The organism is Desemzia sp. FAM 23990, assembly GCF_045528485.1.
Lineage (GTDB): Bacteria > Bacillota > Bacilli > Lactobacillales > Carnobacteriaceae > Desemzia.
Genome location: NZ_JBGQQW010000007.1, coordinates 90197 through 103974, shown reverse-complemented (window position 1 = coordinate 103974; position 13778 = coordinate 90197). Strand labels below are relative to the sequence as shown.

At 34.3% G+C, this 13778-nt stretch carries 12 protein-coding genes; 10 read left to right on the top strand and 2 right to left on the bottom strand.

What is annotated here, in order from left to right; all coding sequences use genetic code 11:
• Nucleotides 1-350 precede the first annotated feature (350 nt).
• The 8 genes from ACEN4I_RS04575 (at nucleotide 351) to ACEN4I_RS04540 (ending at nucleotide 9942) form a co-directional block, all read left to right on the top strand.
• Nucleotides 351-1619, top strand: a complete 1269-nt coding sequence (locus ACEN4I_RS04575; RefSeq protein ID WP_407096434.1) for a mechanosensitive ion channel — start codon at nucleotides 351-353, stop codon at nucleotides 1617-1619.
• A gap of 260 nt (nucleotides 1620-1879) precedes the next feature.
• Nucleotides 1880-3358, top strand: coding sequence for a DUF1538 domain-containing protein (locus tag ACEN4I_RS04570; RefSeq protein ID WP_407102877.1), 1479 nt, complete (start codon nucleotides 1880-1882; stop codon nucleotides 3356-3358).
• Between the two features lie 4 nt (nucleotides 3359-3362).
• Nucleotides 3363-4031, top strand: coding sequence for a P-II family nitrogen regulator (locus ACEN4I_RS04565; protein ID WP_407102876.1), 669 nt, complete (start codon nucleotides 3363-3365; stop codon nucleotides 4029-4031).
• Nucleotides 4032-4195: 164 nt separating this feature from the next.
• Nucleotides 4196-5317, top strand: coding sequence for a PfkB family carbohydrate kinase (locus ACEN4I_RS04560; protein WP_407102875.1), 1122 nt, complete (start codon nucleotides 4196-4198; stop codon nucleotides 5315-5317).
• Nucleotides 5318-5393: 76 nt separating this feature from the next.
• Nucleotides 5394-5912 carry a signal peptidase I gene (locus tag ACEN4I_RS04555; RefSeq protein WP_407102874.1) on the top strand — a complete coding sequence of 173 codons (519 nt, stop codon included), beginning with the start codon at nucleotides 5394-5396 and terminating at the stop codon, nucleotides 5910-5912.
• Nucleotides 5913-6481: 569 nt separating this feature from the next.
• Entirely contained in the window at nucleotides 6482-7117 is a 636-nt protein-coding gene (locus tag ACEN4I_RS04550; protein WP_407102873.1) for a hypothetical protein, read from the top strand.
• A gap of 46 nt (nucleotides 7118-7163) precedes the next feature.
• A complete protein-coding gene (locus ACEN4I_RS04545; protein ID WP_407102872.1) occupies nucleotides 7164-9140 on the top strand; it encodes a hypothetical protein in 1977 nt (658 codons plus the stop codon).
• Nucleotides 9141-9381: 241 nt separating this feature from the next.
• Nucleotides 9382-9942: a GNAT family N-acetyltransferase gene (locus ACEN4I_RS04540; RefSeq protein ID WP_407102871.1), complete on the top strand. Its 561-nt coding sequence runs from the start codon at nucleotides 9382-9384 to the stop codon at nucleotides 9940-9942.
• Between the two features lie 67 nt (nucleotides 9943-10009).
• On the opposite strand, the gene ACEN4I_RS04535 is transcribed toward ACEN4I_RS04540, so the two are convergent.
• On the bottom strand, nucleotides 10010-11353 hold the full coding sequence (locus ACEN4I_RS04535) for an MATE family efflux transporter (RefSeq protein ID WP_407102870.1): 1344 nt from the start codon (nucleotides 11351-11353) through the stop codon (nucleotides 10010-10012).
• 330 nt (nucleotides 11354-11683) lie between these two features.
• On the opposite strand from ACEN4I_RS04535, the gene ACEN4I_RS04530 reads away from it, so the two are divergent.
• Nucleotides 11684-12385, top strand: coding sequence for a hypothetical protein (locus ACEN4I_RS04530; protein ID WP_407102869.1), 702 nt, complete (start codon nucleotides 11684-11686; stop codon nucleotides 12383-12385).
• 76 nt (nucleotides 12386-12461) lie between these two features.
• Here the strand turns inward: ACEN4I_RS04530 and ACEN4I_RS04525 are convergent, their stop codons facing one another.
• Entirely contained in the window at nucleotides 12462-12674 is a 213-nt protein-coding gene (locus tag ACEN4I_RS04525) for a hypothetical protein (protein WP_407102868.1), read from the bottom strand.
• 183 nt (nucleotides 12675-12857) lie between these two features.
• On the opposite strand from ACEN4I_RS04525, the gene ACEN4I_RS04520 reads away from it, so the two are divergent.
• Nucleotides 12858-13691, top strand: coding sequence for a metallophosphoesterase (locus tag ACEN4I_RS04520; RefSeq protein WP_407102867.1), 834 nt, complete (start codon nucleotides 12858-12860; stop codon nucleotides 13689-13691).
• Nucleotides 13692-13778: the final 87 nt, after the last annotated feature.

Below are 13778 nucleotides of genomic sequence, written 5' to 3'. Positions count from 1 at the left end.
AGCAAAAAAAAGAAAGACGCCAGTATATTCCCCCACAATCTCACCCGTGGAAACTAGAATCTTTCAAAAGATATCTTCGCAGTGTCGGAAAAACACTCGAAGAGTACGAAGCTGAACAAACAGCTTAAGACTAATTTTAACAAATTCGGTCACATTAATGCAAGCTTTTGCGAAGTAAAAGCTTGCATTAATGTGAGCCTTGGTTTTAGGACATTTTAACTTTCGCTTGACATACAGAAAATGAATAATTGAAAAAGAAAAGCATAAAGCATATTATTTTAATCTTTTGCAAAGATAGTCTATACTCAAATGTGTACAAAATATTACAAAAAATAAAGGAGAGAGATGAAATGGATAATATATCGAATACTATCAGTTCAGGTTTCAACTCATTCGTTAACTTTCTGCCCACTCTATTAGGTGCGATTGCCCTATTTCTAATTGCTTGGCTGATCGCAGCATTATTAAGAAAAGGGATCCAAAAAGGCCTGCGTAAAATAGGCTTTAACAGACGTTTAGTGAAATGGGGGGTAGTACAAACCGAAGAACAAGCTAACACAACCATTGATTCAATTGGAAATGTTGTCTACTATCTTGTATGGTTATTATTCTTACCAGCAATCCTTGGTATGTTAGGTTTAACTGCGGTAGCTCAACCAATCTCTAACATGTTTGACACAGCATTGAACTTTATCCCGACGTTAATCGGTGCGGCGTTTATACTAGTTTTAGGGTACTTTGTAGCAAAATTTGTCAAGAACCTGGTTTACAACTTAGCTTTATCGCTTAACTTAGACAAATGGATGAATAAATTGAGCGGCTCAGGAGAAACTCCTGATGCAACTCCGTCACCATCACAAAAAGGTACAATTGCTAAAGTATTAGCTAACTTGGTTTTCGTAGTCATTTTAATTCCAATTGCTACTGCAGCTCTTGAGATTTTAGGAATTGAAAGTATTTCTAGACCAGTAGTAGGTGTATTGAACTCAATTTTAGCAGCCATTCCAAATGTATTAGTAGCTGTTATTCTTTTAGGCCTTGGGATCTTTATTGCTAAATTTGTAGGACAATTACTTGCTGATTTGTTACGCGGAACGGGTATCAACAGCTTGACGAAATACTTGAATACAAACGGTAAAATGAATATTGACTTAGCTAAATTAGCTGGCCAAATCGTTTCTGTAGTGATTGGTATTTTCTTCTTAGTTGAAGCACTAAATGTACTAAACTTAGAAGTTCTAAACACTATTGGAGCAGCGATTATTTCTTACTTGCCACTAGTTATTAGTGCATTAGTTATTTTAGGACTTGGTATCGTGGGAGGAACATTATTAGGAAACTTCATTTCTAGTTCTACGAAGAGCGAATTCTTTGGAGAAGCTGTGAAGTATATCTTGATTATCTTCTCAATCTTTATGGCATTAGATCAATTGCAATTTGCAACAAGCATTGTTAATACAGCCTTTATCTTCATTATGGGTGGTATTGCTGTAGCCTTCGCTATTGCCTTTGGTATTGGTGGACGTGACGTAGCGAAACGTACGCTTGAAAAAGCAAACGATAAAGCAGAACAAGAATCAAACAAATCATCAAATGATTCTACACCGCCAACACTTTAAAATTGAATTGAACAAGGTATAAAGAGTCGACTCCCTAGTGAGTCGACTTTTTTCTGCATTTTTAAGTTCAAATGATTTATTAGATTACTTTACAAATTGCTCATTTACTTGTAGTCCATTTCAGTATAAGTGCCTTTTATGGTATAATAAGTTACGTATAAAAAGTAAGCACATGCATTTTTGTTGTTCGTAGATGACAGTCAGTGGTTGATGAATTGTATCATGTGTGGACAAATTATAGGAAAGGAAGTGGATTTTATTTGAACCCATTAACAGAAAAATTTAAGGAAGTTCTCCTCTCTGTACTTCCGATTGTCGCAATAGTATTAGCATTAAACTTTACCATCGTTCCTTTAGATACGACCGTCATTTTACGATTTATATTAGGAGCAGCTTTCATTATTACTGGACTAGCTATCTTTTTACTAGGGACCGATATTGGAATAACACCGATTGGTAATTACTTGGGAAAAGCTGTTACAAAAAGTAATAAAGTTTGGGTGGTAGTGATAGCGGGATTATTTCTAGGCTTTTTTATTTCTATTGCTGAACCGGATTTGCACATCTTAGCAAATCAAATCAATACCGTTACTGGAGGTCTAGTTCCAAGTTCCACTATTTTGGTCTCCGTTTCCATAGGAATAGCAGTCATGATGACTGTTGGAATATTGCGTATCGTCTTCAGTATTCCCTTGTTCAAAATTTTAACAGGTGTTTATCTCTTCATTTTTGTCCTCTCTCTTTTTACTTCTAGTGAGTTTTTAGCAATTTCTTTTGATGCTTCAGGTGCCACAACAGGTGCACTTACAGTACCATTTATGCTGTCTTTATCATCTGGGATTTCTGCTATGAAGAAAAATGGAAAAGCTTCAGAAAAAGACAGTTTTGGATTAGTGGCTATTTCTTCTTCAGGAGCTATCATGGCAGTGATGTTTTTAAATATCATTACTGGCCAAAATGAATTAACTGGTGAACTGCCTGTTGATTTAAATCCTTCAGGAACAGTCTGGGAACCTTTCTTGCATGAAATTCCTATTATCTCTCAAGAAATTTTTATTGCTTTGTTACCAATTGTGTTAACATTCTTAGGATACAACTTTTTCTCTTTAAAATTGCATAAACGTCCTTTGGCGAGAGTTTTGAAAGGAATATTTTATGTATTTCTAGGATTGGTTATTTTCTTAGTTGGTGTGAATGCTGGATTTATGAACGTAGGAAGTTTAATCGGATACAATCTTGCTGGTATGGATGCTTCGATTTATTTACTTCTAATTGCTTTTGTGTTAGGATTGGTTACGATTTTAGCCGAACCGGCAGTGTACGTTTTAACTAAACAAATTGAACAAGTGACGAATGGTTATGTGAAAAGAAAAGCTGTTTTAGTAGCCTTATCTCTTGGTGTTGGTTTAGCAGTACTGCTGTCTGTTATTCGAATCATGGTACCAGGATTGGAATTGTGGCATTACTTATTACCCGGATACATTATTGCTCTAGGCTTAATGTACATTGTTCCTAAAATGTTTATCGGGATGGCATTTGATGCGGGTGGTGTTGCATCTGGTCCGATGACTGCAACCTTTATCTTAGCGTTCGTTCAAGGAGCTGCTCAATCGATTGAAGGAGCAGATGTTATACGGGATGGATTTGGTATGATTGCTATGGTGGCTATGATGCCGATCATTACATTACAAATACTTGGGTTGATTTTTAAATTGAAATCAAAAAGGGAGGATCGTTAAAACTATGACTGAAAATCCATCAGTAAAAGAAAATATAGATTTGCTCTTTTTTATCGTCAATGACGGTATGGGGAGTGACGTCATCCGCATCGCTAAGAAAAATGGCTCTAGTGGCGGAACGGTCTTCTATGGATATGGAACAATCAATAATTTGCGCTTAAAAATGCTTGGTTTAGATAATATTCGCAAAGAAGTGGTCCTCATGCTAACGGAAGAATCAAAAAGTGAGAGCATTATGAAGGTTTTGACAGATAAATTAAAATTAGAGCGACCAAATCGTGGAATAGCTTTTGCGATTTCATTATTGAACATTCTTGGAAGACGAAATAGTACGTATGATCAAAATGCTCAAATTAGAGAGGATGACAGTGTGATGCACCAAGCCATTTTTGTGATTGTAGAGCGCGGACAAGCGGAAGAAGTTATTGATGCCGCTGTGGCAGCAGGTTCTCAAGGCGGAACAGTTATTAGTGCAAGAGGATCAGGAATTCATGAAACAAGTCGCTTATTTGGGATGGATATTGAACCTGAAAAAGAAATCGTCTTGATTTTATCGGATACTGATAAAGTAGATCCCATTGTTGCTTCGATCAGCAATGCGACAGAAATTGAAAAACCAGGAAAAGGTGTCTTATTTACGATCGATGTAAAAGATACCAAAGGATTGTTTTAAACTAGAATCATAAAACTAACATTAGCCGTAGTCTTAAATGGATTTTTTAAAATCCCTTTAGGACTGCGGTTTTAAATTTTTGACTTAAGGATAGCGCTTAAATAAAATTAAGACAAGGAAGAAAAAAACTGGGTATTACTAAGTTTAAGTTGGAGGAATGTCAAATGGCGCTGAATGAAAATGAAAGAAAAATTTTAGATGTGATTCGGGAAGATCCCTTTATCTCACAACAAGATCTTGCTGATGCGATTAAATTATCTCGTTCAGCCGCCGCGAATATTATTTCGGGCTTGGTCAAAAAAGGTTACTTACTAGGAAAAGCCTATGTTATTAATGAGGAGCGTCCTATCGTGTGCATTGGAGCGGCAAATATTGACAATCGCTATATTGTACAAGACGATTTGATAAGAAACACTTCAAACAATATACATGCTACTTCCTCATTAGGTGGAGTTGCGCGCAATGTAGCTGAAAATTTAGGGAGATTAGGAGAACATGTAGAACTGATTTCAGTTGTCGGAAATGATGATGATTGGAAACGGATCAAAAATCATTCAAAATATTTTATTGATTTATCTAGTGTTACGGTGTTGGATAATCAGACAACTGGAAACTTTATTGAAATCATTGGGAAAGAACAAGAAATGCTGATGGGGTTATCAGACATGACTATTTATGACTGCCTAAATTTAGAATTGATTGACAAATACCTTGAAAAAATTCAACGAGCCAAATGTCTGATTGTAGATTTAAATTGCTCTAAAGAAACCATTGAATTTTTACAATCGTTTACAGCACGGTACCATGTGCAAATGATACTGATCACAGTATCCACTCAAAAAATGGTTAATCTGCCCGAAAGATTAGAGGGTATCACGCTGATCACGAAGCACGATGAATTAGAAGATACCTATCGCCGTACCGTTCAAACAGACCAAGAATTAAAAGAAATGGTCCAATTATTTTTAAAAAAAGGTGCTACGGATGTTTTTATTTCAAAAGATAGTGAGAAAATGATTCACGGGAACAAAGAGTCTATTCGCATTTTTGAAAATCCTCGATACAACAAAAGTCGGTATGAATGGGGACAAAATGAAGCTTTTTGTGGAGCCAAGGTATATGCAGACTTTCATAAATTTGAAGAGAGTGGTCATGACAGCATTGAAATAGGATTGATAAATGCCTATTTAACGCTGGATTGTCTGCAAATTGTCCGTCCTAATCTGACAGTAGATAAATTAAAAAAAGACGTAGCAGAATACTCTACTGCAGGAAGAGAAGTCTAAGTTGATATTTGTACTAGCTCAGAGAAGAAACTTGTGCTATCTTTTAATTAATTAAAAGGAATGCGGGGAAATTAGTGTGAAATACATCAAATATTTTGGGAATACCTTATTAACTATAGTCATTTTATTGTTTGCAATTACTGCAGCCATTAGTTTTTTCTCAGGTCCTGATGATGAGGGGCTGTTTGGCTACAAAGGTTATACCGTTGTGAGTGGAAGTATGGAGCCGGTCTTTTCAACTGGAGATTTTATATTTGTGGAAACAACTCCTATTGAGAAAATTGAATCAGGGGATGTAGTGACTTTTACACGTGGTGAAGAGTTTATTACACATAGGGCTATTGAAATCACTGATGCAGGGCTTGTGACTCAAGGGGACGCAAATAATATTGCGGATCAAGGAGAAGTCACCGAAGATGATTACATTGGTGAACTGTCTTTAATCGTCCCTTATTTTGGATATGTAGTAGTCGCTACCCAGCAACCGTTAGTTTTAAGTATCCTAGTAGCTTTACTTGGTTTGTATTATATTCTAACGTATATTAAATCTACAAAAGAAGAGAAATCAGATATCACGGAAAATCACAACATTTAAAAGTTAAGCGTTATGAGGAAATTGTTGTTTTTTGTTCACAATTAAATTATATACAAAAAGGAAACTATACAATGAATAAACATATATTCATTGTACGGTTTTTTTTACGTTTAGTTCTAAATTCAACCAAAAAAGAAAAAAAGCATAAAAAGATCCCCTTTTTTTAAAAGAAATATTTCTTATTAAAAATAAGTGCATAAAATATTAACGCGTTACTTAATAATGTCTAATAAAAACATCTAAGCTGTAAATTTAAGTGTTTTTAAAAAAGAATAAATATACTTTTTGTGAATATTTTTTAAGGACAAAAGTTTGGTAAAAAAGTATTTTTTTGTCAAATAGCTAATGATTAACTAAAAACGTTGTTTTAATACCATTTTTTAATCAAAAAAAGTTTGATTATCAATTGAATTTTAATGTAATTCAAAACAAAAGTTTTAATGTTCTGATTCGTATTAATTTTTAAGGAATAAAAGTAAATTATTTGAATTAAAAAAACTTGTGTATTATATTAATGAACAGATTAAGAAATAAAAATTCAAAAATAAAAAATGGAGGTAATGAATAGAATGAACAAGATCAAAAAATATTATCCACTTATTGTAGGTTTGGTGTTATTAATTAGTGTGGCTGCTTATGGAACGCGTGCTTACTTCTCGGATTCAACAAGTCAAGAAGCTGGGATTAAACTTACATTGGGTGATGTAAAAATTAAAGGTGAGTCTTTTAACTGGGTTTACAATAGTAAAGGTATAAATGACAACCAATTAAAAGATTCTAAAGGAAATTTAATTGATAAAACTAAACTTACTAGTACAGCAGATTTTACAAATGTTAAACCTGGTGATTCATTCACTAAGAAATTTAAATTTACAAATGATAGTTCATTAAAAACAACTTTCAGTTTTGAAGAAAAAATTAGTGCTGCTGTAGATAATAGCCCATACAATATCAACTTTAAAGTGATAGAAACTATAGACCAGCAAGGAAGCAAGCATGACGTGTCTATTGAAGATATTAGCAACCAACAAAACGTGTATACTTTACAAGGTCAAGAATCAGCCACTGTCGAGTTGACATTAACGGTTGATAGCGAATCGATGGATAATACATACAATTCAGGAAGCAATGAATTTATAAATGATAATGATGTATTAGATTTAATGAAGGAGAGTATTATTGTTAAATTAGATCAAGCAAAATAAAATCTATTATATTAGTTAGTTACATTTCACAAGGAGGCGACAATAGATGCAAGAACTATACAAAAAGCTAAAATATTTTATTTTTTGTATAGTTTTCGTTATTTTTATATTAGCGCCTATACATGTTACTCATGCAGAATTTAGCGACTCAGTTACAGAAGCTGCAGGGATTAAGCTAAAATTAGGAAATATTGATTTGGCTGTAAAAGATAGCAGTGATAGTCAAATAGTGACTTTAGAGAAAAATCAAAATCAAATCCAATTAAAAGAAACTATTCAAAATAAAGGATCACTAACTGGTAAACTAGCCTATAGAGTATTATTTAAAAATACTATTACTAAGGAAGTAAAAATTCAGAATGACTATGTAGTGCTGACAAATAGTTCTAACGGTAATTCATTACATTTAAATCCAAATGAGTCTACAGAAGTTTCTTTAAATATAGATGTAACTTCGGTTCAAAATCAAATTAACAATACTGAAGTGCAAATTGAATTTTTATTATTCCAAACTAATGGGACTCTCAAAAAACCGATGTTCTATGATGAGATAACAATATCTTATAACCTAATCTTAGATAAAGAAGGTGGAGAAGTGACAATTCCTCCTAAAGAAGACCCAAATGATTATTGGCCGACATCAGGTTGGATAGATCATGGGAATGTTCGGTACAACAAAGAAGATTATAGCCCGATTATGTACTTTAGTGAGATGAAAAATTCAAAGCAAATCAAAAATTTAAACGATAATATTTTTTATGTTGAGATAAAGGATGAAAAAGGAATTGAATTAACTGACTTAGCTATTCGTTCTCCAGAAGACATGATAATCAAAGTGGAACAGGTTAATGGCAATAAGCAGCATTTGAAGATTACTATTTCAATTGATAAGGCTAAGTTTAAACGAACTGTTCTATCAGTGCCTATATATGATTACTCAATTGCTTCGTACACTAAGAATACATTTGAGTTATCTGAAGAAGACGCACCAATCACTTTAAAAAGAATTTTACTTTCTACTGATGAAGCAGGGACAAGAACTTTTAATGTGCGGCCTGTTAATTTATTTGCAGAAGAAAGGCAATTGTATTTGGCTCAAACTAAGCAAGATAGTACTGGCTATTTGAATAAAGATTTAACTAAAATATCTTTTAATAAAAGTCCCGAAATATCCGTAGAAGTTAGTGGAAACAATAAAGAGTTAGTTGAAGCAAAAAAAATACAGGCAGAAGAAAATTCTTTTGCTTTGAAACCTAAAAGTAAAGCAGAGACAAAGAAAGCAGGAATGAAGTTAAGTATGTTCCTTAAAGGAACTTCTGGGGAGATATTGGAAGTAACACGAGACATACAATTATTGCCTACTACTAATGAGGCTACATGGCCTAACGGAATGTCAACTAATTGGGGTACACCAGACGGTAAAGGAAACTATAGAGAAGAGGCAACTTTTAATTTACAAGTGGCTGATAAAAACTTTGTTTCTACAAATAGTATTTCTATCTATGTAAATAATCTCTACAAAGAAGAATTACAATACATTCCACCTAACTCAGCTAATTTTGTGAAACAAACTATTTTCTATAGTCCTAGTGGAGAATATATGAAAATTGACTTAAAATTTATCAGTAACAATTTGGATCAAAATTCACTTCCTACTGGTTTTAATTTCAGTATTTTACGAGAAAAAGATATTAATACCTCTAACCAGGGATATATAAACGATCAACCGGTTAGTATTAAGTATACGATGCCTAAAAAATCAGCCCAGTATTCTCAAAATAAAATAACTGTAGAGCAGCCGGCTTCTGATACCGAAGTGAGTTATGAAAAACAATTGATTCAATCTATCACTAATGGGGAAAAAGAAATCTCTATTGATTACGACCAATTACCAAGTGATTTTGGTGTAATAAAAGTTGAAGACGATGTTCGTACTATAATGAATAGCCAAGGTATTAAAATTGATTTTACGATTAAGGATGATCCAGAATTAAAAGCAATAAAATTAATTGTTCAAGAATGAGTATTACCATTTGATGGCATTTAGAGATGGATGAATGACACAAATAAAATAAATCATTTACGGGGAATTAACGGAAGATACACATTCTGTTGCTATACTAGGTATAGTCATAAGCGCCCCTTGATTACAGACCAAACCGTTGAGGGCCAGATATTCTGGTCCTTTTTTGATTTTTACATAATTTTTTACTTTTCAAACAGATTGTTTGAGCACATATAAGATATTTTAGGAGGTGAGAGGATTGTTACCGGTAGACATTGCTTCATATGAACGAATGAATACGAAGAATTTGGTTTTACGCAAAGCGACTATTCGTGATGTAGATGACATATTTGAAATTCGGCACAATCCTCAACTCTTTCGTTACCTTGATGAGTATACGGATGAAACTAAAGACGTGACGAAATCATACCTCGCTCGAATGAATAAAGGACAAGAAGAGCATAAATGGATTGTTTGGGTTATTGAATGCAAGGCTGATCGAAAAGTGATCGGAACAATTTGCTTGACCGATATAAATGATGAGGAATCTTCTGCGATAGTGAATTTTGTGATGCATCCAGATTATCAAAACCAAGGGTACATGCAAGAATCGTTAGATACTGTAGCGATGATTTCATTTGATAAATTAGGGCTAAGAAAGTTAATTGCTGCTATGGATAGTGAAGACAGTGCTGCTATTGAGTTGGTAGAAAATTCGGATTTTCAATACTCTGAAACTATTCAGCACTATTATCCAACAAAAAATACGAAAACCAAACTAAATAAGTATATTCTAGTCAATGAATACAATTTCTTTTAATAGGAGAGATTGTATTTTTTTGCATAAAAAGAGAGAACCTCATTTGAAATAGGGGTTCTCTTAACGGTTAGATTAATGGATAAGATTTTGATTTATTAAAATAATGAATCAAAAAAGCTACTGTGAGTACTAGAGTTAAGCCTTCTGTAACAGGCATTGTTAGCCAAACACCTGTCAAATCAAAGAACGATGCTAATAAAAATAAGACAGGAATAATGAGGATGAGTCCTCTTAATAGAGAAAGGATAAACGATTGTCTTGGTTTAGCGACTGCCGAAAAGAAGGCGATAGTGACAATATTGATGCCCATGAACAAGAAAGCTGTAAAATAAATTTGGATGCCTTCTTTAGTGATAGAAGCAAGTAATGGATCATTTTCACTGTTGAACCATTGAATTATGGTATCGGAAAAAATCAAACCTAGCCCATAAAAAAGAATCCCAAATAACAAAGCTGCAGAAAAACCGTACACCATCAAGTGGAGAATGTTTCTGTGATTCTTAGCTCCAAAATGGACACTCGCTATGGGTTGGATACCTTGTCCAATTCCGGTGAAAATACCGATACAGACAAGAGAAATATTAGCAATGATGCCATATGCTGCCACGCCAATGTTGCCAACTAACTCTAAAATGATTTTGTTGAACATAAAAATAACGAGTCCGGATGAAAATTCTGTAATGAAAGAAGGGAATCCGATAGAAAAAATAGAGATAAAATCTGTTGTTTTCCATTTGAAAGAAGCGAAAGCCAAGTTTCGTTTTGGAGAACGTTTATGCAGCGTTAAAATCAGCAGGCTAATGATTGGAGAAGTTGCAGTTGCTAAAGCAGCACCTCTCATTCCCATTTGCAACGGAAAAATAAACAAGTAATCCAATACAATATTAGCTAAGCTGCCGACTAGCATCCCGGTCATGGCTAAGTTGGGATTGCTGTCATTTCGGACAAAACAAACAACGATATTGTTGACAATAAAAAAGAGAGCGAAAAACAGAATGATACTAAAATATTCTTTTGCCAGAGGAACAATTTTTCCAGTGGCACCTAATAAAGCCATTAAAGGGTCCATAAAAAGGAATCCTAACACAGTAAGAAGTATACCTACTATTAACCCAATCACTAGGGTCGAAGTAAAAATTTGATTGCTTTTTCCGATGCGTTTTTCGCCATGAGAAATGGCATACAGTGTGGCACCACCCATCCCGAGCATTAATCCAATACCGTTCACTACATTGTAGACGGGGATTACCACATTCAAGGCTGTTAGACCATTTTGTCCTACACCGTTCGCTACAAAAAAGGTATCGGCTAAGATGTACAAAGAAAGACCCAGCATACTAAATAAGCTTAAAGATACATAATGCATAAATGATTTATGTAAGGGTTGTTGTAAAATATCCGTTGAGTTCATATTTTTCCTCCTAAAATAAAAAAGGCACCATTTCTATTGTCCAAGGCCTATGACAACAGGAATGAGTGCTTTAGGAACTTGTTGTCCGGCGACAAACAAGTTCTAGCATGTATAATTTTGATTGAAGTATAGCATATGGGGAGGATTAGGTCAAAAACTTAACCACTAAAATAAAATTTCAGAAAAGGGTTTGCATCTATTAACTTATCTGATATTTATCCGATAAGATAAGTAACAACTAAATTATTTATTCCTATATTTGAGTTCTAAAGTATGTAACAACCACATAAGTTTGTTATCTTTCACATCCATTTGAACGGAGGAAATTCCATGAAAAATACAGTCGACCGCTCCAACACTAACTTAAAAAATACTTTCTCGCCCACTAGAATTAGTGTGGCTTTTTTTATCTTCTTTTTTCTACTTTCAGTCATCGTTGGTGGTATATTCAATAAAGTAAATGCCGGGGCTGTTCCGCTTGCTGAAAGTTTGGGATATGATTTAGTTGAAATGACAAATGAAAAGAGTGAAGAACCATTAGAAATTCTCATAAATAGGGAATCGGTTTCTAAAAAAGAAACAGAGACTATCGCAAAAAAAATGATGAAAGAAAAAGACCAAGCGGTAGTAGTTTTTGCAAGTACAAAACCGATGTCTCAAAAAGCACCGGTAGAATACCATGAAGATGTGGAGTATAAAGTGACGATTACAGAAAATAAAATGGAAACCATTGAATTTAGTGTTTACAAAGACAGCCAACCAGATGCAGTCGTACAACAAAATTGGGATTTGAGCGATAATGTTTTAGATTTAGTTACAGGCAAAGTAACCGTCAAAATTGAAATGGATAGTCAGTGGTCAAAAGACCTGATTCTTTCTACCGCGCAGGCATTGTCTCAGCAAATCATAGCTAATAATCAAGAAAGCAGCATTTCATCAGTATTTTTCGAAATTGTGGTGGGGGAAAAGTTGTATTTATATGATTCAGAACATTTCTACACTATTGGAGAATACCAGATTTCAAATATTTAACAGAAAAAGCACGTTTTAACAATGTAAAAGAGATAAGGCTGGAAGCATTCCGACTTATCTCTTTTACATTATTAGCTTACTCTTTATCTGAATCTGTTGTTTCTTCTTTGACCTTTTTCAATTTACTCGGATCGCCAAATGATTGGAAATCCTCAGGAGCTGTTTCGTTTTCTTTTTCAGCCTCTGTTTTTTCTTTGTCGTTTGGTTCCGAGACTTCCTGTAGTCCTTCTTTAACAAATAAAGGATTTACAACAGGATTGTGACCATCTCCAGGTGGTTGTTGAACCATGGAAACACCTCATTTCTTTTTTTTTATTACTGGTATTACTATAGCATAATTGTTATGTAAACGCTTTTAATTTGACTGCTAAAAACCTAAAAAAGACAGCGCAATTCTTCTCTTATCCTAAAAATGTATGGTAAACTAAAGAAGAAGATTTTGTGATTGACGAATTGTATCGGAGGAAGAATTATGATTTGGTTTATCTTAGGGATTTTGATTATTCTATTAGCTATTTACTTATATTTAAATAATACATTACTTGAAGTTACTCGTTATACCATTGGTATCCCTTTTTTAAAGGAACCGTTAGAAGGGGTTAAAATTGTTCATTTGTCTGATTTTCATTTGCCTAAAGAAGGCATCTCAATTCAAACATTATTGAAAAAAGTAGCCCAAGAAAAGCCAGACATGATTGCATTAACTGGGGATTTGATTCAAGTAGATGAAAAATTTCCTGCTAAAAAGTTGGCGCAACTGTCCAAAGGATTAGCGGATATCGCTCCTACTTATGCCGTTACGGGGAACCATGACTTAAGTGGTGGACACTTAAGAGAGTGGGAACAAGTCTTGAGTGAAGCAGGAGTTACCGTTTTAATTGATGAAGCTGTCTGGCAACCAATAAATGGAAGCGGACTTGTAATAATGGGATTATCTGAAAAAGAAGACTTTGAACTGACGCCTAAACCGATTTTAAAAGGTGTGGAATTAGCAGATGGGTGGAAAGATGAGACACGCATCTTATTAGCTCACCATCCGGAGTTTTTAGAAGAGTATTTAATGGATCTAACGCGTGTACCGAATGTGATTCTATCAGGGCATGCTCACGGTGGGCAAATTCGCTTGCCTTTTGTAGGAGGATTATTCGCTCCCGGACAAGGGCGTTTTCCAAAATATACGTCGGGTGTTCATTTCGACTCCCATTTGCCGGATAAACGGATGGTAGTCAGTCGTGGAATTGGAAATTCTTCTTTTCCGTTCCGTGTGAATAATCGGCCAGAAATGATCGTCATTAAACTGAAGTAACAAAGAAGGCACTTCTCCAAACAGTTGGAAGGTGTCTTTTTTTCGAGAAACATTTTGGTTGTAAGTGGTTTCTTTTGATGTTTTTAG